A 19,310-nucleotide genomic window follows, 5' to 3' on the forward strand; every position below is an offset into this window, starting at 1 on the left:
GCTTATTCACTCCAAGTTGCGTTAAAACGATATCCAAGTCCGCGAACAGTTTCGATAGAGTTCTCAATACCAAGCTCATTAAATTTCTTACGAAGACGCGTAATATTTACGTTTAATGTGTTTTCTTCAACGAAGCTTTCATCATCCCAAAGCGCAGCTAATAAATCTTCGCGGCCTGCTGTACGAGGGAATTTAGATAATAACATTTCTGCTAAAATAGCTTCTTTCTTTGTTAAAAGAACTTGTTCAGATCCAAAATGAATTTCTGGACGTTCAGGGAATAATTTTAGCCCTTCTACTTCTACGATACGTTCAGAAATATTTGGTGCATAATCACCATAAATACGGCGTAGTTGACCTTTAATTTTTGCCATTACAACGTCGTAGTGGAATGGTTTTGTAATGTAATCATCTGCACCGCTTTCAATCGCCATAATTTGTTCCATCTCACCAGCACGCGCTGAAATGAAAATAATTGGACAAGTAGATTCATGACGAATTTGACGGCACCAGTAGAAACCATCGAACTTCGGTAAGTTTACATCAAGTAAAACAAGATGTGGTTTCACAGCATTAAACGATTCCATAATATCATCGAAATTCTCCGCCACAACAGCTTCATAACCGTACTTTTGAATGTGAGATTGTAGTAATGATGAAATATTTGGATCGTCTTCAACGATTAAAATTTTATACATATGTATATTCCTCCTCAAAAAAACAATTGTAGCTATAGTGTATCATGTGTTTCAAGTCTTTTCATTATGTTGAAAGATAAGCTAGTAAACAGTATAGGTCAAAAGTGGAAAAAGTAAAAAGGGCCTCGTATATAATTGACAATTAACTGAAATCATTTTAACATTTAGATAAATATCTAAATGTCTAATTAGTGAAAGGAAGAAAGACATTGAATCAAGCATTCAAAGCATTAGCAGATCCAACAAGGCGAAAAATTTTAGATTTATTAAAAGAAGGCGATCTAACCGCTGGGGAAATTGCTGAACATTTCAATATGACAAAGCCAAGTATTTCACACCACTTAAACGCACTTAAAAATGCGGAACTTATTCAAGATGAAAAGAAAGGGCAATTCGTTGTGTATTCTTTAAACACAACTGTCTTTCAAGATTTATTGACTTGGGTGTTTACGTTTACGAATAAGGGGGAAGAGGGGAAATGAAAAAACATCTTTTTGCAATTATATTGATTCTTATAACGGGTTTAGCTTGGGCATATGCTTGGCCGAATTTGCCTGACACAATGGCAATTCATTGGGGGACTGAAGGTGTGAATGGCTTTGCTTCCAAATTTAATGCAATGTTGATGACACTTGGGATTATGATATTTATCTATATTTTATTAACAGTTACTCCTAAAATTGATCCTAAGAAAAAGAATTACGATAAATTTTCTAAAAGCTATACGATAATGAATTATAGCGTATTAGTAGTATTATTTTTAGTAAATATGCTTGTAATTGGAGTAGGATTAGGTTACGAAATTCCGATGAATAGTACACCGTATATTATTGTTGGTCTTTTATTTATAGTCATGGGAAACTATTTACCACAGTGCAAACCAAATTACTTTGTAGGTATAAAAACCCCTTGGACCTTAAGTAACGAAGAAGTGTGGAGAAAGACACATCGCTTTAGCGGAAAAGTGTTTGTTGTAGTAGGAGTTATTATGATTTTAAGTATTTTTGCACCGGCGACATGGAAATCTTTCATGGTAATTGGAATTATTATCGGTGCGTTAGGGTTAACGATGGGATATTCCTATTTTGCTTATAAGAAAGAGATAGGGGCTTAATAAAAAAATTATGGGGGAGAGATGATGAAAAGACACGTATTGCCATGGAGTTTAATTATTGCAATTGCAATTGGGTGGTATATTGTATGGCCGTATTTAACAGAACAAATTCCACGTCATTATAATGCTGCAGGAGTGGTAGATGGATACTTTTCTAAAGTAGAGGTGAGTTCTTTTTCGATAGGGAGTATGGTGGTGTTGTATTTGATATGGCTAGCTATGGGGTATATTGATGTAACGAAAGATAAGTATAAACAGCATGCTAAAGTCTTTTCTGCAATATACCATTCTTCTGATAGGGTTCGGCTGTAATGTATTTGCGCTATTAGCAGCGTCTAATTATATTACTTCAGGCTCAATGGCATTTAATTTCGGACTTGGAACATTGCTTCTTGTACTCGGCAATTATATGCAACAAACGAAGCCAAATGGTTTAGTAGGAATCCGGATGGACTGGACATTAGAAAATCCTGTAGTTTGGAGAAAAACACATAGATTTGCTTCGAAGATCTTTGTAATAGGTGCACTTTGTATATATGCTGGAGCGTTACTTCCAGATCCATTTAATATCTTTATAGGAGTTGGAATCATATTAATATGTATTCTCGTATCAACGATAAAGTCATATAGCATTTATAAAAAAGAATTAAAAATGTAAATAAAGCTGCTTTTCCTTTTATGGAAAAGCAGCTTTATTTTTTATCACTTCTTCAAAACCGGTACCCAAATTTCACTTTTAAAGTTTGGTGATGTTATATCTTTCTGTTCATTCCACAATATTTCTGGTCCTTCTGCTAGTTCATAGTTGGAAGAGGGAAACCATTCAGAATAAATACGCCCCCATACATTTTGTAATGCATCAGGAAATGGACCAACAGCTTCAAATATAGCCCATGTTGAAGCAGCGACTTCAAGTTGTTTGAATTGCTCTGGGCAATCCTTCGTCGTAGCGACTCCAATATAATGATCGAGTTCGCCTTTCTCCTCCATTCTTCCTTCAGAAAAGTTAGTAGAGGCACTAATAAGTCCTGTAGGTTTTATATTTGAAAGTGACTTCAATGTTCGAATAGATTCGTGGTCTAAACTTTTCCACATAGAAGCAATTTCTTCATTTACACCGTTAAAAACAATAGGCACTCGTTTTTGTATACCAACGATTCGAAACGAGTCTTTTTCTTCCATTCGATAGTTCATTTCATTTCCTCCTTTAATCGATAATTGGAAGGTCATTGGTGAATAAGCTTTCAAAGAACGGCTAGTACTTCGAGCCTCTGAAGGCGTTATTCCGTGCAGATTTTGGAATGCACGTGAAAAAGAATCTGGTGAGTTGTATCCATATTTTATAGCGACATCAATGACTTTTACACTGCTGTTTTTTAGTTCAAAGGCAGCGAGAGTAAGACGTCTACAACGAATATAATCAGATAGTGATATGCCAGCTAGAAATGAAAACATCCTTTTAAAGTGATATTCAGAGCAGAGAGCTAGCCTCGCAACTTCTTTAAAATCAACTTCATTTGTCAGGTTGCTTTCAATATATTGCATTGCTGCATTCATATTTTTAAGTGAATCCATACTATGACCTCCTCTGTACATAGAATAGCAGGAACGAAATGGTTCCATCCGACATTTCATGCACAACTTTGTAGGGTGTATTTTTAACCTTACAAAAATGTAATGTTCCTGTAAGGAGAATGAATGGATGGCATGATATCCCAATGTTATAGTAACAAAGTACTTTGATTCATTAGGTTAAAATTTTGATGTCTTTACTTATGTGCCTTACATAACTGTCATGTTTGTGTAAGAAACATCGATAGTGGCAAGAGTAGAGAATGTATATAGTGAAAATAGAGAATAGATGAAATGAGGGATGTCGAGATGAAAACAGTGTTAGAAGCAAAAAATATTAAAAAAGTATATGACACGGGTGGAAATAAATTTGAAGCGTTAAAAGGTATTAACTTACAAGTAAAAGAAGGTGAATTCGTTGGAATTATGGGACCTTCTGGTTCTGGTAAGACGACTCTACTAAACGTTCTTTCTACAATTGATAATGCGACGGACGGTGAAATTTTAATTGATGGAAAAGACATCGTGAAGATGAATGATGATAAGTTAGCGCTATTCCGACGCGATCATTTAGGTTTCATTTTCCAAGATTATAACTTATTAGATACGTTAACGGTGAAAGAAAATATCGCTTTACCTCTTGCGTTATCAAAGGTGAAAGCGAATGAAATTGATCGCCGTGTTCTTGAAATCTCGAAGAAATTCGGTATTGATCATATTTTAAGTCAGTTTCCATATCAAGTATCTGGTGGACAGAAGCAGCGCTGTGCGGCATCACGTGCAATCGTTACGAATCCGAGTATGATTTTCGGGGATGAACCAACTGGAGCGCTTGATTCTAAATCAGCGACAGATTTATTAGAAAGTATGAAGTCGTTAAATGAATATGATAACTCTACAATTTTAATGGTAACGCACGATGCCTTTGCGGCAAGTTATTGCAAACGAGTTATTTTCATTAAAGACGGTGAGTTATATAAAGAATTACATCGCGGGGAATTAACACGTAAACAATTCTTCCAACAAGTCGTTGATGTAATGTCTTCTATTTCTGGAGGTATGGCTGATGACCTTATCTAGCATTGCCCTCCGCAACATACAGCGGAACTTTAAAGACTACTTTGTATATTTTGCATCTATGATTTTTAGTATCGTCATTTACTTTACCTTTAAAGCACTGCAATACAATTCACAAATGGAAAAAGCAGCAGAAGCTTCGAAGAAAATTAGCGGAGCGTTCCAAGTTTCCAGTGTGATGCTTATTATTTTCGTAGCGGTGTTCATTATATATTCGAACGGATTCTTTACACGTAAACGTAAAAAAGAAGTTGGATTATATTCTTTACTAGGTATTCGTAAAAGACAAATTGGTAAAATGCTCTTTTATGAAAATATGTTAATGGGATTAATGTCTTTAATTATCGGAATTGCGATTGGGAGTGTCCTTTCAAAATTGTTCCTTGAATTATTAGTAAGCATGATGGGATTAAACTTAAATGTTCATTTTGAAGTGCCGATGGCGGCAATTATTGATACAGCAATTATTTTCTTTGTGATTATTTTATATACATCACTTCAAGGATATCGTTTAATTTATCGCTTTAAATTAATTGAACTTTTCCGCGCCGAACGTGAAGGCGAAGCAATGCCAAAAGGATCAGTAATTATGGCATTAATTTCAGTTTTCTTAATCGGTTCAGGTTATTTCTTAGCGTTAATGTACATGAAAGCAGTAATGTATGCAGACTTTATGGTCGTTGCATTATACATTTTACTAGCGACAGTAGCAGGGACTTATTTATTGTTCATGTTCTTCACAGTATTTGTATTGAAACGTGCAAGAAATAATAAGTCAGCGTTTTATAACGGTATGAACATGGTAACAACATCACAGTTACTATATCGTATTAAAGGAAATGCAAAGTCACTTGCGACAATTTCTATTTTAAGTGCAGTAACATTAACAGCGGTTGGTACGTCAGTTACGATGTATTACAACACATTTACGCAATCAAAAGTAGTTGCACCGTACAGTTACTCTTATGAGAAAAAAGATGCAGCATTGGATAAGAAAGTAAATGCGATTCTTGCGAAAGAGAAGCAGGATCACCCTGTTAAAGATCAATTTGAGATTGAGACGGTTCCTGTAAAAGGGAAGTTTGAAGGAGATAAAGTCGATTTCATTTCTAATATAAACTACAGGGTTTCAGAGAAATATCAGTTTATGTCTCAGTCAGAATTTAACAAGCTAGCTAATAAATTTGATGCAGAAACAGTAAATGTAGATACTGGAGAAGCATTTGTATTGGATAGTTCTTATATGGAAGGATATGAGCTTAGTCCGCAATATAAAGGGAATAAAGCGGTATTCCAAATTGGAAACGACATGAAAACATTAACGATCCAAGGTACAAATGATACTGCAATTACAAACTTAGGTGAATTAGTTGTTGTCGTTTCAGATGACATGTATGAGCAGGCAAAACAAGCATTTGGTACACGTGTTGTAAAAAATATTGATGTAAAAGATGAAAGAAACAGTAAAGTATTAACAGAAAAGTTAGCGAAAGTGATGCCAGTAGGCGAATCCGAAGTGGTACCACTATTTAGAGACTTCTATACCGGTTTCCATATGGGGCTTGAGGGAACTGGACTAATGATGTTCATCGGTATGTTCTTAGGACTTGTATTCTTACTAGCAACAGGATCTATCATTTACTTCAAGCAATTAACAGAAGCAAGTGCTGACCGTGATCGTTATGTTGTACTTCATAAAATTGGTGTAACGAAGCAAGAGATGAAGAAAGCTATTGCAAAACAAGTGAGCTTTATCTTCGCTATTCCGTTAATTATCGGTATTTTACACAGCCTATTTGCTTTAAAAGGTTTATCAAATATATTACCATTTGAAATTATGATTCCGCTCTTAATTAGTATTGGAGTATACGGTGTCATTTATATCGGATATTACTTCTTAACAGTTCGTTCTTATTATAAGATTGTAAGCGCGAAGTAATGAGAGAGCAGCTATCGCTTGAGCGGTAGCTGTTTTTTTATTCTTCATAAAATCTTAAGAAATCTCCTCAATTTTTATTAAGAAACGATAGTTATACTTAGACACAAGTTAAAAACTATTGAACGAATGGGAGAGGTTTACATGCAACTCATTACATTCTTACATGAATTTATAAAACATCCGAAACATACTGGGGCAATTGTGCCGAGTTCAAAAATATTAGCAAAAAAAATGGTAGATGTAATTGATTTTAATAAAGCAAAGTGCATCGTGGAGTTAGGACCTGGTACAGGAGCTTTTACGAAAGAAATTATGAAGAGAAAAAAGAAGGAAACAATATTTCTTCTTATTGAAATTAATGAAGTGTTTTTCAAAGAGTTAAAAAGAAAGTTTAAAGATGAGCAGAACGTCATTGTTGTACACGGTTCAGCTGAAAATATAAAGAAGTATATGGAAGAATTCAATATAGAATGCATTGATTACGTCTTATCAGGATTGCCTTTTACTTCTTTACCAGAAGAAGTTTCAAAGCGTATTTTAAACAATGTAATGGAAGCGATACATGAGAATGGTGAATTTATTACTTTTCAATATTCACTTGTGAAAAAAGGATTTATACAGCATTTCTTCCCCGAAATTATATTGAAAAAAGTATGGCTAAATCTCCCGCCAGCTTACGTCTTTAGCTGTAAAAAAGAGCTAAGGAGAGCATATGCATAATGGAATTACATGAATTATTATCATACATTGAGCAGTACGGTTATTGGGCATTATTTTTCTGTTTATGGTTAGGTATTATTGGTATGCCAATTCCAGATGAAATGATTGTGATGAGTGGTGGTTTTGTATCTTCACTAGGCATATTAAGGGTTATTCCTGCGTTTTTATTAACGTATTTAGGCGTTGTATCCGGGCTTTCTTTAGGCTATATACTAGGGAAAATATTTGGTGTAAGAGTACTAAACAAGTTGATGAAAAAGAAAAAAGCAAAGTATGTTGTTAAATCGCAAGAGATGGTAGAGAAATATGGTCATTATGCATTAGTTACAAGTTATTTCATACCAGTTGTAAGACATATCGTGCCGTATTTAGTTGGAATGAATAACATGTCATTTAAGACGTATGCTTTGTATTCCTATACGACAGGCTTTGTTTGGACACTCGTTTATTTTGTGCTCGGATCTTTATTTGGACAACATATTGAAAGGATTGTAGCAGTTGCGATAGAGTATGGCGTGTATTTAGGCGGAATCATCGCAGTGATTGTGAGTGTGTTTTATTTATACAGACAAAAAAGAAATACAGTGATGAGTAAATAAAGGAGGCGGCAGCCTCCTTTTATTATTAGTTTTCCGTAATTCAATATAGCTTTATTTGTCGAATTGCCGCTGCACAGCCCTGTTACATTAAGAAAAAGTTAAGAAATCGTACGAGTATTTATTAAGAAATGCTTTCTATACTTAGAAAGGTCTTATAGAAAAATATAATGAAAGGCGGAATATAGATGAAAAGAATTATTTTTGGATCATTACTGGTTATTGTAGCGGGGGCGGCATATTTGTTAAATGGGAATGCTACAATTGATCGAATGAACCCATTTCTTGATTTAGAATATCGTTATGCAGTGATTGATAAAGATGGAAATAATTTAGATGGAAATAAAAGACATGAATATACGATGAAAACTTATGATAAGGATGGAAACGAAAAAGAGATAACAATTAATGGAATAGATACCTTACCGAAAGGTTCATACTGGCAAGTAATTACGAAAGGAAAGTTTTTACACGATAAGGTACAAATAGAGATAGATACAATTCCTGAAGGCGCGAAGGTGAAGCTAGGATTGTGAGTAAATGAAAAAAATCCCGTGTTGAGTTTTGGACACGGGATTTTTTGTTTAATTTTCTTGTGAATCCATTATTCAATAATAATAAATTAGGTATATATTACACCTGATTTAAAATGTGTTTTTGTATGAATATATTGTAATTTATTTTGATTGATTATGAAATAGAAAATGGAAAAGTGTCGATAAAGAGTCGGAATAGGTGTTTTTCTTTAAAATCTTATGTTTTTTTGTTCCATAATAGAAGAAATAAAGAGTGGGAAAAAGTTTGAACAAGGAATAGAGTACACAAATATTATTGAAGGTTATCCTGTCAGTATGAAGTCTTTCATAGAGCTAGATCGGGAGGTTTTAAGAGTTTTATTACCAGATAAAAGAGGGATTCTTCCGACTGCATTAGAGTGTGATGAATATTATAAGACTCAATTAGATGATATTGAAGATTAAGTATTTTAATAAACACTGGGAAATTAGGATGAATTATATGTATGACATGGATAGGGGAACGAGATGAAAAGAAGAAGGAAATCCGGAGAAAAAGTACAAATAAACCGCTTTACACTCCCTTTATGTTACGGAAGTGAAGCACCATATTATGATTACGAGGTAGAGCCTCATGAAAGAGAGGAACGCTTCCATTTAACGTCAGATTTTTGTGTAATGGACGATGAACATTACTTTATTAGGGGATGTTTAGAGCTTCCTATCATTGATTACTACGAAAATTTCATATGGACTGTGTGGATATCACTTAGTAAAGAAAGCTATGATAAAGTACTAGAAGAGTGGGATGAAAGAGGACGAGAAAATAGTGATCCTTATTTTGGCTGGTTATCTGTAGAAATACCAGTTTATCCAGAAACATTAAATTTAAAGACGAATGTACATATAAGAGAAGTTGGAGTGGCGCCGTATGTTGAATTAGAGCCAACTGAACATCCTTTAGCGATAGAACAAAAAAAATGGAATTACTTTGGAGAGAGTTAAAGAAATACAAGAAATGATCCAACAACATAACTAGATTAGAAGAGAAAAAACGAGTGATATCACTCGTTTTTTTCATTACACAACCGCAGGATTATAAATCATCGTAAAGTGTCCTTGTAATAGTTCAATATGACACGGTGTATGAAGCGAGCTTTCTCCATCCGTATCTACTTCTTTTTCTTTTTCTGTTTCAATATGAATAGATTTCGCTTTTACGTGGAAGATGTCATTTTCATTTGTATCTTCAAATAATTTCTTTCCGATATAATCTTTAAATGCTTGAATGCCCGTTGATTTGACTACGAAAATATCGAGTGTACCGTCATCACATTTTACGTTCGGAATAAAGGAAGGAATACCACCAAGATATTCACCGTTTCCAACCATAACAAGGACAGCCTCGTCTTCATATACTTGTCCGTCGTAAGTAATTTTGACTGGGAATGTTTCAGCATTTTTGACAGTTCGAATGGTGCTTAAATAGTAACCGATTTTACCAAGCTTTGCTTTTTCTTCTGCATCAATATTGTTTGATACTTCAGATACGAGCCCGATGCCCCAGAAGTTTAAGAAATGTTGCCCGTTTGCTTTTGCGACGTCAACTGGTTTTGCATGCCCTTTTGTGATAAGCTTTGCTGCTTCTGCGATGTTTTGCGGAACGCCTAGCGTACGAGAGAAGTCGTTGCAAGTTCCGCCTGGAATGATTGCAAGTGTAGGTCTAGTTTCAAGAGGGGCTAAGCCATTTGTGCATTCAAATACAGTTCCGTCACCGCCAAAGACGATAATTAAATCTACTTTACTAGCAAACTCCTGACAATATTTTGTTGCATCACCTTGCTTTTTCGTGTGAAGGATGTGTAAGTCAGGAAAAGCTGCCGCAAGAGGTGGTACGATTTTCGCTAAATTTGTATGTAAGTCGCCTTGACCGGCTTTCGGATTTACGATGAGGAGTACTTTCTCAAATTTTACTTTTGTCATTTTATTCTCTCCCTTTGTCTTTTACGAATCGTGATAGAAAATAAACTTTCATCAGTATTTGATGAAAGTTTATCTTGTTATATTATTCCGTTACAACTGAAGCGATAAATGGTAAGTTACGATATTTTTCGGCACAGTCGATACCGTAGCCGACGATAAATTCGTCTGGAATTTGGAAGCCTACATATTCAGCTGTTAAGTCCACTTTACGGCGTTCTGGCTTATCAAGTAACGTACAGAACTTGAGTGCCTTTGGTTTATGCATAAAGAAGTGGTCTTTTAAGAAATGAAGCGTTAAACCAGAATCGATGATGTCTTCTACGACAATTACGTTTTTTCCAGTAATGTTTACGTCGATATCTTTTAATAGTTTCACTTTTCCAGTTGTTTCTGTTTGGTTTCCGTAGCTAGATGCAGAGATAAAGTCAATTGTTACCTCGTTTTTAATGTGACGAATTAAATCAGCAGCGAATACGAAAGATCCTTTTAGTACAGCAATCACTACGATTTCTTCTCCTTCAAAGTCATGCTCGATTTGAAGTGCTAATTCTTTTACTTTTGCTTGTAATTGTTCTTCAGAAATTAAAGTGTCTTTTATTTCAATATTCATTGTAATCCTCCTACAGTGTAAAACTAGTGAACATTTCGACTGTAAAGGATAGAATAGAAAAAGTCAAAGAGGATAGTAATTTTTTACAAAAACAACGACAAAATCATCTGATGATATGATATACTAATTATATTGAGAAAACGCTTCCATAAAGGGTGATTATGATGAAGAAGAAACAGTACACAAGTGCAACATTTATAAAAGCATTACTTTTAACAATTGTTCTTGGGAGTTTGGCTTACATAATTGATGTACCTGCAATTCGCATTTCACTAATTGGAATGACTTTAGTATTAGGCGCAATTTCCCATGGCATGATGTCGCAGCTGCAAGAAGCTGGAGTTGATAATATGAAAGATCATATAGATAAAGATTGAGAAACCTTCATGTATATACAATGAAGGTTTTTTCTTTTCTTACAAAAATGTAAGGTAGTTGTAAGGCAAATCGATAGTTGCATCATAGCATTTTGGATAAACTATAGGTGTAAGGTAAAAGGTAAGCATATTTTAGGTAAATGAAGTTTTAGGCACTCTATATGTGAAGAAGGAGTAGGAGGGCATGGAGAAACGTTGGACAACCTTTTCTTTTTTAGCGACTAGTAACACCGTAATGCTAGCTGGAGAAATGGATTTTTTGCACTTGTTTGATCGAGAAGACGATCATTCTTCTTCTAAATTTACAATGAAATGGTGTAAATGGAGCGAAAGTTGTAGATTGGAAGAAGAGGCCCCTAACGAAGAGCAAAAAATTATTTTAACAAACCCTATTAAAGCATGGGTTGTTCAACGCCGTAAGTGTAACGTCAAAAATCACTTCAAGAAAACTGAGCCGAGACAATTAGTTATCGCTCCGGCTCTTTCTACTTCTAAATCACGCGAAAGTAACATGTAAATATTGAGACACACACCCGAAAAAACATCGTATATATTACGGTGTTTTTTTATTTTCTACAATGAAATCTTTAAATGAAATATATTTCATCTGCATCTTATATTTACATATGTTGTTTATTCTAGTGATACATCCGATGCGAAGTGATGTAAAACCTATAAGAGGAGAGAAATAAAATGAAAAAGAGATTATTACCAATTTGTGCAATGGCACTTTTAACAGTAGGTTATTCTTCAGTAGCGAGTGCTTCTACTGGAACATTAACAAAGGAAGAAGCGGCGCAAGTGCAGTCAGATGTAGCTAAAAAGGAAGAAGCAATTCAGGCACAGCAAAAAAATGATGCAGAGAAAAAGCAAGCGGCGCAAGTACAAGAAAAAAGTGATATGGCCAAAAAAGAGGAAGCAATAAAAGCCGAGAAAAAGAGTGAAGAAGAGAAAAAGAGAATAGCACAAGAACAGTTAAAAAGTGATATGGCCAAAAAAGAAGAAGCGATAAAAGCCGGGCAAAAAAATGATGTAGCAAAAAAAGAAGTAGCGAAGCCAGTTGTACAAGGTGAAAAATTACCAAACACAGCATCAAATAATGTAGCAATGATGGCATTAAGCGCCTGTCTTGTCGGATTAGGTACATTATTTGGATTGAATCGTCGCAATAAGGTTAAAGCGTAAATAAAATATTAGCCTATAAAGAATGGGATAATTTCATATATTAAAAATGGTAGGTTACTCCTACCATTTTTTGCATGGGGGGATGAAACATGAAGCTACTCAATTATATCGGTATGATATTAATGGCTATAGGGCTATTTATGGGATCATATTATGCGGTGGAATGGTATAAAGGAAAAAGCTCCGCTCAAGAATTAACAAAAGAAGAAATAAAGAGCCTTACAAATATACAAGATAATCAACTTTCTCATGAAACGCCTGTAACTTCTCAAGTGCCTTCTTCTCAAACACAACATAAAGAAGGAGAACAGGTAGCGATGTTAAGTATACCGAAAATAAAGAAGAAGTTTTCTGTTTATTGGGAGGCGAATGATGCAACTTTGAAAAAAGGAGTTGGTATGTTTGTTAGTGATTTAACGACAACGCCATCTGGAGGGGGACATACTGTACTGAGTGGGCATCGAGATACTGTATTTACAGATTTAGGAGAGTTAAAAGAAAAGGATACTCTTATTTTAGAGTATGATAATAAAACGTACACATATGAAATTCAAAAGACATGGATTACTCATGCGGATGATCGTACTGTTATTGTGAAAAAAGAAGAACCGACTTTAACCCTGACGACTTGCTATCCATTTGATTATATAGGGGATGCACCAGATAGATATATTATTGAGGCGAAATTAACTGCTAGTTATGCAAAATAAAGTGAAACTTTAATCTGAGGAGGGGATCCATCCCTTTTGATTATTAGCCCGCACCAATCGGGCTTTTCCGGGCAGTTAATCTTCCACCTAATTTCCTCGCATGTGCCGAATTTTGAGGTGAGGGTCTTACTGACCGCAAATAGCGGGATAAAATTGTAGTTTCTAAAAGTGAGAGGGGGATACGTAAGTTATGCAAAAAAACATTTTAATTGTTGAAGATGAAGAGATTTTGCGTGAAATATTAAAAGATTATTTTTTGAGTGAACAGTATATAGTGTTTGAAGCGAGGGATGGGAAAGAAGCTTTAGTTTTATTTGAAGAAGAAGAGGTTGATTTAGTTATACTCGATATTATGTTACCAGAACTAGATGGATGGTCTGTCTGCCGGAGAATTCGTAAGACGTCCCAAGTACCTATTATTATGTTGACAGCGCGTGTAGATGAGGATGATACGTTACTTGGATTTGAACTTGGGGCAGATGACTATGTGACGAAGCCGTATAGCCCGCCAATTTTATTAGCCAGAGCGAAAAGATTGTTAGAAAGCAGAAAAGTGACAGAGCAGCTTTTAGAGAATGAAGACGATACGTTATCAATTCATGGCATTCACGTCCATTTTCCGTCACGTACTGTTACTGTTGATGGGGCAGACGTTAGTTTAACACATACAGAGTTTGAAATATTAGTGTATTTCATGAAAAACCAAGGAATTGTACTAACAAGAGAACAATTAATTTCAAAAATTTGGGGATATGAATTTGCTGGCGATGATCGAACAGTTAATAGCCATATTCGTAATTTGCGAAATAAATTAGGGGAGAAAGCAAAGTACATTACTACTGTAGTGCGAACTGGTTATAAGTTTGAGGGAAATGTATGAGGAAAGGGATTGTACTAAAATTATTTACTCTTACAACAGCATTATGCATGCTAATTTTAGCGACGATATTTATTGGACAAACGATATTTTTTAAACAATATTATGCAAATCGAAAAGTGGAAGATATTAAAGTAAATTTAAATTCCTTTGAAAAGAATTATTTAAATTATGTAGGAAGTACAGAAGGAATTCAGAAACTGGAGCAAGACTTTTTAAGAGAAAATAATACGTGGGTCACGACATTAGATCAGAATGGGAATTTAAAACATGCAGATGATTTTTATTTTGAGGTAACGATAGATCGTAGGCAACAAAAGAGCTTTGGACAACAAATATTCAAAATGCCCTTATACAATCTCGTCAATATAGAGGAGATTGATAATAAATCATCAGATCAGTTTTTAGGCCAAAACATTTATTTTTCTGGGGTGAAAAAAGAAGATAGTTTTATTCCATTCTCTTTCACGTTATCTAAGCAAAACTTAAGCGGATCTAATAAACCGTTAGAAAAAGCATTTAATGAGAAAAAGAGTAAATTAGATGAGGAGAAAAAGAAAGCAGCCCAAGAATCACTTGTAAAGGAAAAGAAGCCGGCCGTTCAGGAACAAGCTGCCCAAGAATCAGATATTTACATAGGAGGGTATGTTACGAAAGTACAGTTTCCTGATGTAAAAGGCCCCGTAAATCCAATTTATAAAAACACTTTATTTTTGGATAGTATAAAAGAATTTCAAACGGATGTATTACTAAAAGAGAGTAATCAAATAGAATATTCAACCAAGACAATGGACTATGAAAAGAATGATATAAAATATAAATTATTAATTAAACCAATAAAAGATAAAGACGGGTCAGTGACATATATATATGCAATGGCATCTTTGCAACCAGTCGATGAAGCTGCACAAATGGTGCAAGATTATTACATCTATATTATTGCATTTGTAGTCGTTCTCATTTTTCTAGCTTCGTTCTATTATTCAAAACAAATTGCAAGACCATTACTAATAATAAATGATACAACGAAAAAAATAGCACATTTAGATTTCACAGAAAAAATTCCGGTTACTTCAAAAGATGAAATTGGTGATTTATCAAAAAATATTAATACGCTATCGAACAAACTACATTCGCATATTGGACAGCTAGAACAAGATATTGAAAAGGAAAGAAAATTAGAAAATACGCGGAAAGAATTTATTTCGGGTGTTTCACATGAATTAAAAACACCGTTAAGTATTATGAAAAGCTGCATTTCTATTTTAAAAGATGGAGTAGCTGAACATAAAAAAGAATACTATTTTCAAGCGATGGAGCGAGAAGTAGACAAAATGGATACTTTAATTTTGGATATGCTTGAGTTAGCTAAATTTGAGTCAGGCACATATAAAATGAAAAAGGATGCGTTTTATATTGATACAGTAATTGAGGATATATGTGAACACCTTTCTGTGGAAATAGAGAAAAAAGAACTTCGTGTTCATAAAAATATATGTTCATTTGAAGTGATTGCAAATCAAAATCGGATTGAACAAGTCATCGTGAACTTCATTACAAATGCCATACGCTATACGCCAAATAAAGAAGATATTATGATTTCTACAATAGATGAGAAGGATCGTATCAAAGTGTGTATTGAAAATAAAGGTACTCACATTGAAGAAGAGCAATTAGATAAAATTTGGGATCGTTTTTATCGCGTGGATGCAGCTCGTCAGCGTTCACAAGGTGGAACGGGTCTTGGGCTTGCCATTTCTAAAAATATTTTAGAACTGCACGATGCTGAATATGGGGTAAAGAATACAGAAGATGGTGTGTTATTTTACTTCTACTTACCGAAAAAAGCGTAGACAATGCATGCTACGCTTTTTTTAAGTTATTTTCATATTATCTTTACCTAATCTTTATTTTTAAACGATATAATTTGGTTAGAAAATGAGGTTATGTAAGGAGTCGATGAACCGTGCATAGCAATTGGCTAGGTATAATGGTATTTATTTTCTTTTGCGCATTTATTGTTTTTTTAATTGATATTACGATATAAAAAAAAGAGCGCTTATTAAGCGCCCTTTTTGTTTGAATTTAGTTGATAAGCACCAATGCTCTTGAATAAGCGTGGTGAAGTGATAAATAAAAATATAAGTAAAACTGTACATAAAATAAAAGAACCAATCATTGTGCTACCGTTTACGATTAATGAATATAGTACAGCTGATTGACCTTTTGGTGCGTATTGTCCCCAGAAAATAATACCAGCAATAAAATGACAGAAATAGCGAGCAAAGCTACCAACAAATGTAGCGAGGATAATATAAACAAGGACTTTCTTACCTTGGTCTTGTTTTGATGAAGGTTTATCTTTACGGCTACCTAAACTTGATTGTTCTTCGCTATTTTCATTGGATGTTAAAAGTGCTTTTTGAATTGGACGATAGAATAAACCAGCAAATCCGATAAAAGCAAAGGCAATGAAATACTCAATGAATGCTTGAACAGGTGTTAAAATATAGGCATCTCCTACGACAATTTGTAATAGCCCCCAAACTAAACCACCTAAGAAAGCCGATTTAAAGCCCCAGCGGTATGCGATAATAAAAATAGGAATCATAGCAAATGAAATGGAACCGCCTGTTGGAAGTTTAATTGATAATGGTAAAATATCGATAATCAAGGCGAAGGCTGCAAAAATTGCAGATTCGATCATCGCTTGTAAATTGGTGTTACGCATGTTGTCTCCCCCTAAATCCAAGTTACACAAAAAAGAACATTATCATAGGAGGATACGAAATACGTAAATAAAAAAGAGGTATGTATTTCGGACGTTTGCACAATCCCTGCGTTAGCATTAACTAACAGGTTCGAAGGGTCGGAACGAAGTGTTCCCTCTCAGCGGCAAGGCTCCCCCTGTGATAACGAGATTCTTTATTTGCTATTGTTTATTGTAAGCGAAATGGATGAGAATGGCAAATGAATCTGGTATGACAATTATTGAAATATAATTGTAGCGAAATGTTAATAAATATGAAGCAAAAAGGTATAGTACAAGAGAAATAGAGTATGGTATAATTTTTTTGAAAATAATTATCATTCTCTTCTGAGGGGGAAGGTTATGAGCTTAGTAGATATTAAAATTGGTGAGAAAGTGTTAGTACAAAGTATTCAGTCGCTAGATAATTTACTAAAGAGAAGACTGGCTGCTTTCGGTCTCGCGGAAGGAAGCGAACTTCGCCTGAAACAGAAAGCGATGTTTAAAGGTCCTTGTACATTGGAGTGTCGTGGACAGCTAATTAGTATTCGTCATTGTGACGCGAAAATGATAAAGGTGGAATTAGCGTGAATAAGGTTGCTTTGCTAGGGAATCCGAATACAGGGAAAACATCATTATTTAATGCGCTCACTGGTTCTTATGAATATGTAGGGAACTGGAGCGGTGTAACAGTAGAAAAGAAGGTTGGTAAATTAAAAGGTAAGCAAGGAACATTAATTGATTTACCAGGCGTTTATGATTTAAATCCAGTTTCACGTGATGAAGGTGTCGTTACGAATTTTCTACTAACAGACGAATTTCATCATATGTTAAATATAGTGGATTCTTCGCAATTTGAGCGAAATATGCATTTAACATTACAATTACTTGAATTTGGTAAGCCAGTTTCAATTGGTTTAAATATGATTGATGTGGCAAAGCAAAGAGGAATTGTTATTAATGTAAAACGATTATCAGAAATATTAGGAGTAACAGTCGTTCCTGTCGTTGCAAGAAGCGGAAAGGGCTGTGAAGAATTACTTGCTACTCTTCATGAAGAGAAGCAAAAAGAGAAAAAACCATTCATAATTTCATATGGTGTACAAATGGATGAAGGGATTGGAGAGGTAATCGCTCTTTTAGAGACAGCGAATTATGAGCATCCAAGATGGTTAGCCCTTCAATTTTTAAGTAATAACGAAGTAGTAGAAAAAGAAATGAAAGCATTACCAATTTATAAGGAACTTATAGCCATTCGATCTCGTTTAGAAGGAAAACTTGATTGTACGTTGGAGGAGCATATTTACAAAACTCGTGAAGCGTATATTGAAAAGTTAAAAACAAATGTAATTCAGCATGAGAAAGAAGGAAAAATTCCTTTTTCGGAAACAATCGATAAGTTAATTACACATAAAATTTTAGGACTTCCAATCTTTTTAGCAGTTATGTTTTTTATTTTTCAAGTTACGTTTACGTGGATTGGTACACCTTTATCTGATATGCTTGATGGATTTTTTGGTGGACAGCTTACTGATTGGGTTACAGCTGGTCTCGCAAGTGTTGGGGCTTCTGACTTTATTCAAGCGCTCGTTACAGAAGGTATTATTGCTGGTGTAGGTGCGGTATTAGTATTCGTTCCACAAATCTTTGCACTATTCTTCTTCATTTCATTATTAGAAGACTCAGGATATATGGCGCGAATTGCAGTTGTTATGGATAGAATTATGGAGTTTTTCGGCTTAAACGGAAAAGCATTTATCCCGATGATTATCGGCTTTGGATGTAACGTTCCAGGTATTATGGCAGCGAGAACGATTGAACAGGAGAAAGAACGTTTACTTACAATTTTAGTAACACCATTTATGTCTTGTTCAGCACGTTTACCTGTATATGCATTATTTGCGGGAGTGTTCTTCCCTCATAGTCAGGCGACTGTTGTGTTCTCTTTATATGTTGCAGGTATTGTTCTTGCGTTACTCGTTACAAAAATTATGTCCCTTACTATTTTAAAAGCGGAAAAATCTATTTTTGTAATTGAACTACCTCCTTACCGTGTGCCACAAGCGAAAACACTATGGCTGAGCACGTGGGAGAAAGGTAAAGGATTTGTTCGTAAAGCAGGTACATTTATCTTCGGTGGTTCTGTTGTCATTTGGTTATTAAACTATGCAGGCCCATCAGGATTCGGTGTTGATATGGGAGACAGTTTCTTAGCGATGATTGGTGGTTTTATCGCTCCACTATTTGCACCGCTCGGCTTTGGAACTTGGCAAGCTGGGGCATCCCTTTTAACAGGATTTTTAGCGAAAGAAGTTGTCGTTTCAACAATGGCGATTATTTATGCGGTTAAAGAAGATGTGCTAGGAAATGTAATGGGGGCACATTATACAGCGTTATCAGCGTACGCATTTATGTTCTTTGTTTTATTATATGTTCCGTGCTTAGCGACAGTAGCTGTTATTAGACGCGAAACAGGATCGGTGAAATGGACAATTTTCTCTGTCGTTTATCCACTTGTTGTTGCTTATGTATTAACGCTCATTATATACCAAGGTGGATCCTTACTCGGATTCTAGAAGGAGATGTAT

General features: G+C 34.8%; 20 protein-coding genes, 3 pseudogenes and 1 riboswitch. Of the genes and pseudogenes, 18 read left to right on the forward strand and 5 right to left on the reverse strand.

What is annotated here, in order from left to right; all coding sequences use genetic code 11:
• Positions 1 to 2: 2 nt before the first annotated feature.
• Positions 3 to 698, reverse strand: coding sequence for a response regulator transcription factor (locus ACQKNR_RS14290; protein ID WP_427318474.1), 696 nt, complete (start codon positions 696 to 698; stop codon positions 3 to 5).
• A gap of 209 nt (positions 699 to 907) precedes the next feature.
• Between ACQKNR_RS14290 and ACQKNR_RS14295 the strand changes: the two genes are divergently transcribed.
• The 3 genes and pseudogenes from ACQKNR_RS14295 (at position 908) to ACQKNR_RS14305 (ending at position 2,470) form a co-directional block, all read left to right on the forward strand.
• Positions 908 to 1,180, forward strand: coding sequence for an autorepressor SdpR family transcription factor (locus ACQKNR_RS14295; protein WP_001070526.1), 273 nt, complete (start codon positions 908 to 910; stop codon positions 1,178 to 1,180).
• Positions 1,177 to 1,812, forward strand: a complete 636-nt coding sequence (locus tag ACQKNR_RS14300; RefSeq protein ID WP_427318475.1) for an SdpI family protein — start codon at positions 1,177 to 1,179, stop codon at positions 1,810 to 1,812. The genes ACQKNR_RS14295 and ACQKNR_RS14300 overlap by 4 nt, the downstream gene beginning before the upstream one ends.
• A gap of 24 nt (positions 1,813 to 1,836) precedes the next feature.
• Positions 1,837 to 2,470, forward strand: a pseudogene (locus ACQKNR_RS14305) (SdpI family protein).
• A 44-nt stretch (positions 2,471 to 2,514) separates the two neighbouring features.
• Here ACQKNR_RS14305 and ACQKNR_RS14310 read toward each other — a convergent pair.
• Positions 2,515 to 3,387 (reverse strand): AraC family transcriptional regulator, encoded by an 873-nt coding sequence (locus ACQKNR_RS14310; RefSeq protein WP_427318476.1) that lies wholly within the window; start codon positions 3,385 to 3,387, stop codon positions 2,515 to 2,517.
• 306 nt (positions 3,388 to 3,693) lie between these two features.
• Between ACQKNR_RS14310 and ACQKNR_RS14315 the strand changes: the two genes are divergently transcribed.
• The 7 genes and pseudogenes from ACQKNR_RS14315 (at position 3,694) to ACQKNR_RS14345 (ending at position 9,270) form a co-directional block, all read left to right on the forward strand.
• Positions 3,694 to 4,464: an ABC transporter ATP-binding protein gene (locus ACQKNR_RS14315; protein ID WP_000859663.1), complete on the forward strand. Its 771-nt coding sequence runs from the start codon at positions 3,694 to 3,696 to the stop codon at positions 4,462 to 4,464.
• Complete coding sequence (locus ACQKNR_RS14320; protein WP_427318477.1) at positions 4,451 to 6,400, forward strand: ABC transporter permease; 1,950 nt, start codon at positions 4,451 to 4,453, stop codon at positions 6,398 to 6,400. The genes ACQKNR_RS14315 and ACQKNR_RS14320 overlap by 14 nt, the downstream gene beginning before the upstream one ends.
• Before the next feature lie 141 nt (positions 6,401 to 6,541).
• Complete coding sequence (locus tag ACQKNR_RS14325) at positions 6,542 to 7,120, forward strand: class I SAM-dependent methyltransferase (protein WP_427318478.1); 579 nt, start codon at positions 6,542 to 6,544, stop codon at positions 7,118 to 7,120.
• Entirely contained in the window at positions 7,120 to 7,719 is a 600-nt protein-coding gene (locus ACQKNR_RS14330) for a DedA family protein (protein WP_427318479.1), read from the forward strand. Before ACQKNR_RS14325 ends, ACQKNR_RS14330 begins: the two co-directional genes overlap by 1 nt.
• A gap of 185 nt (positions 7,720 to 7,904) precedes the next feature.
• Entirely contained in the window at positions 7,905 to 8,252 is a 348-nt protein-coding gene (locus ACQKNR_RS14335) for a YxeA family protein (protein WP_427318480.1), read from the forward strand.
• A 225-nt stretch (positions 8,253 to 8,477) separates the two neighbouring features.
• Positions 8,478 to 8,696 (forward strand): annotated as a pseudogene (locus tag ACQKNR_RS14340) (DUF4262 domain-containing protein); the annotation flags it as partial.
• 63 nt (positions 8,697 to 8,759) lie between these two features.
• Positions 8,760 to 9,270, forward strand: a pseudogene (locus tag ACQKNR_RS14345) (DUF2199 domain-containing protein).
• 41 nt (positions 9,271 to 9,311) lie between these two features.
• Here the strand turns inward: ACQKNR_RS14345 and ACQKNR_RS14350 are convergent.
• Both ACQKNR_RS14350 and hpt read right to left on the reverse strand, forming a co-directional pair.
• Complete coding sequence (locus ACQKNR_RS14350; protein WP_427318481.1) at positions 9,312 to 10,214, reverse strand: diacylglycerol/lipid kinase family protein; 903 nt, start codon at positions 10,212 to 10,214, stop codon at positions 9,312 to 9,314.
• A gap of 82 nt (positions 10,215 to 10,296) precedes the next feature.
• Positions 10,297 to 10,824, reverse strand: coding sequence for a hypoxanthine phosphoribosyltransferase (hpt, locus tag ACQKNR_RS14355; protein WP_427318482.1), 528 nt, complete (start codon positions 10,822 to 10,824; stop codon positions 10,297 to 10,299).
• Positions 10,825 to 10,985: 161 nt separating this feature from the next.
• On the opposite strand from hpt, the gene ACQKNR_RS14360 reads away from it, so the two are divergent.
• From ACQKNR_RS14360 to ACQKNR_RS14385, 6 genes are all read left to right on the forward strand, one after another.
• Positions 10,986 to 11,201: a hypothetical protein gene (locus ACQKNR_RS14360; protein WP_427318483.1), complete on the forward strand. Its 216-nt coding sequence runs from the start codon at positions 10,986 to 10,988 to the stop codon at positions 11,199 to 11,201.
• A gap of 184 nt (positions 11,202 to 11,385) precedes the next feature.
• Positions 11,386 to 11,718 carry a hypothetical protein gene (locus ACQKNR_RS14365; protein WP_427318484.1) on the forward strand — a complete coding sequence of 111 codons (333 nt, stop codon included), beginning with the start codon at positions 11,386 to 11,388 and terminating at the stop codon, positions 11,716 to 11,718.
• 176 nt (positions 11,719 to 11,894) lie between these two features.
• Positions 11,895 to 12,386, forward strand: coding sequence for an LPXTG cell wall anchor domain-containing protein (locus ACQKNR_RS14370; protein ID WP_427318485.1), 492 nt, complete (start codon positions 11,895 to 11,897; stop codon positions 12,384 to 12,386).
• A gap of 89 nt (positions 12,387 to 12,475) precedes the next feature.
• On the forward strand, positions 12,476 to 13,096 hold the full coding sequence (locus ACQKNR_RS14375; RefSeq protein ID WP_427318486.1) for a class D sortase: 621 nt from the start codon (positions 12,476 to 12,478) through the stop codon (positions 13,094 to 13,096).
• 190 nt (positions 13,097 to 13,286) lie between these two features.
• Positions 13,287 to 13,976 carry a response regulator transcription factor gene (locus tag ACQKNR_RS14380; RefSeq protein WP_427318487.1) on the forward strand — a complete coding sequence of 230 codons (690 nt, stop codon included), beginning with the start codon at positions 13,287 to 13,289 and terminating at the stop codon, positions 13,974 to 13,976.
• Entirely contained in the window at positions 13,973 to 15,826 is a 1,854-nt protein-coding gene (locus tag ACQKNR_RS14385) for a sensor histidine kinase (RefSeq protein WP_427318488.1), read from the forward strand. Before ACQKNR_RS14380 ends, ACQKNR_RS14385 begins: the two co-directional genes overlap by 4 nt.
• 209 nt (positions 15,827 to 16,035) lie before the next feature.
• On the opposite strand, the gene thiT is transcribed toward ACQKNR_RS14385, so the two are convergent.
• On the reverse strand, positions 16,036 to 16,704 hold the full coding sequence (gene thiT, locus ACQKNR_RS14390; protein WP_427318489.1) for an energy-coupled thiamine transporter ThiT: 669 nt from the start codon (positions 16,702 to 16,704) through the stop codon (positions 16,036 to 16,038).
• Positions 16,705 to 16,789: 85 nt separating this feature from the next.
• Positions 16,790 to 16,891, reverse strand: a riboswitch (TPP riboswitch).
• A 194-nt stretch (positions 16,892 to 17,085) separates the two neighbouring features.
• Here thiT and ACQKNR_RS14395 point away from each other — a divergent pair.
• Together ACQKNR_RS14395 and feoB are read left to right on the forward strand one after the other, a co-directional pair.
• The gene (locus tag ACQKNR_RS14395; RefSeq protein ID WP_025148865.1) at positions 17,086 to 17,313 is read left to right on the forward strand and encodes a FeoA family protein; all 228 of its coding nucleotides are present in this window, start codon (positions 17,086 to 17,088) and stop codon (positions 17,311 to 17,313) included.
• Positions 17,310 to 19,298 (forward strand): ferrous iron transport protein B, encoded by a 1,989-nt coding sequence (gene feoB / locus ACQKNR_RS14400; protein WP_427318490.1) that lies wholly within the window; start codon positions 17,310 to 17,312, stop codon positions 19,296 to 19,298. The genes ACQKNR_RS14395 and feoB overlap by 4 nt, the downstream gene beginning before the upstream one ends.
• Positions 19,299 to 19,310: the final 12 nt, after the last annotated feature.

Source organism: Bacillus sp. NPDC094077 (genome assembly GCF_050279465.1).
In the GTDB taxonomy this organism is placed as follows: domain Bacteria; phylum Bacillota; class Bacilli; order Bacillales; family Bacillaceae_G; genus Bacillus_A.

Bases quoted from the DNA above. Each gene is read 5' to 3' on its own strand.
- ACQKNR_RS14290 (WP_427318474.1), bottom strand. From the start codon at position 698: ATGTATAAAATTTTAATCGTTGAAGACGATCCAAATATTTCATCATTA.
- ACQKNR_RS14300 (WP_427318475.1), top strand. From the start codon at position 1,177: ATGAAAAAACATCTTTTTGCAATTATATTGATTCTTATAACGGGTTTA.
- ACQKNR_RS14310 (WP_427318476.1), bottom strand. From the start codon at position 3,387: ATGGATTCACTTAAAAATATGAATGCAGCAATGCAATATATTGAAAGC.
- ACQKNR_RS14315 (WP_000859663.1), top strand. From the start codon at position 3,694: ATGAAAACAGTGTTAGAAGCAAAAAATATTAAAAAAGTATATGACACG.
- ACQKNR_RS14320 (WP_427318477.1), top strand. From the start codon at position 4,451: ATGACCTTATCTAGCATTGCCCTCCGCAACATACAGCGGAACTTTAAA.
- ACQKNR_RS14325 (WP_427318478.1), top strand. From the start codon at position 6,542: ATGCAACTCATTACATTCTTACATGAATTTATAAAACATCCGAAACAT.
- ACQKNR_RS14330 (WP_427318479.1), top strand. From the start codon at position 7,120: ATGGAATTACATGAATTATTATCATACATTGAGCAGTACGGTTATTGG.
- ACQKNR_RS14335 (WP_427318480.1), top strand. From the start codon at position 7,905: ATGAAAAGAATTATTTTTGGATCATTACTGGTTATTGTAGCGGGGGCG.
- ACQKNR_RS14350 (WP_427318481.1), bottom strand. From the start codon at position 10,214: ATGACAAAAGTAAAATTTGAGAAAGTACTCCTCATCGTAAATCCGAAA.
- hpt (WP_427318482.1), bottom strand. From the start codon at position 10,824: ATGAATATTGAAATAAAAGACACTTTAATTTCTGAAGAACAATTACAA.
- ACQKNR_RS14360 (WP_427318483.1), top strand. From the start codon at position 10,986: ATGATGAAGAAGAAACAGTACACAAGTGCAACATTTATAAAAGCATTA.
- ACQKNR_RS14365 (WP_427318484.1), top strand. From the start codon at position 11,386: ATGGAGAAACGTTGGACAACCTTTTCTTTTTTAGCGACTAGTAACACC.
- ACQKNR_RS14370 (WP_427318485.1), top strand. From the start codon at position 11,895: ATGAAAAAGAGATTATTACCAATTTGTGCAATGGCACTTTTAACAGTA.
- ACQKNR_RS14375 (WP_427318486.1), top strand. From the start codon at position 12,476: ATGAAGCTACTCAATTATATCGGTATGATATTAATGGCTATAGGGCTA.
- ACQKNR_RS14380 (WP_427318487.1), top strand. From the start codon at position 13,287: ATGCAAAAAAACATTTTAATTGTTGAAGATGAAGAGATTTTGCGTGAA.
- ACQKNR_RS14385 (WP_427318488.1), top strand. From the start codon at position 13,973: ATGAGGAAAGGGATTGTACTAAAATTATTTACTCTTACAACAGCATTA.
- thiT (WP_427318489.1), bottom strand. From the start codon at position 16,704: ATGCGTAACACCAATTTACAAGCGATGATCGAATCTGCAATTTTTGCA.
- ACQKNR_RS14395 (WP_025148865.1), top strand. From the start codon at position 17,086: ATGAGCTTAGTAGATATTAAAATTGGTGAGAAAGTGTTAGTACAAAGT.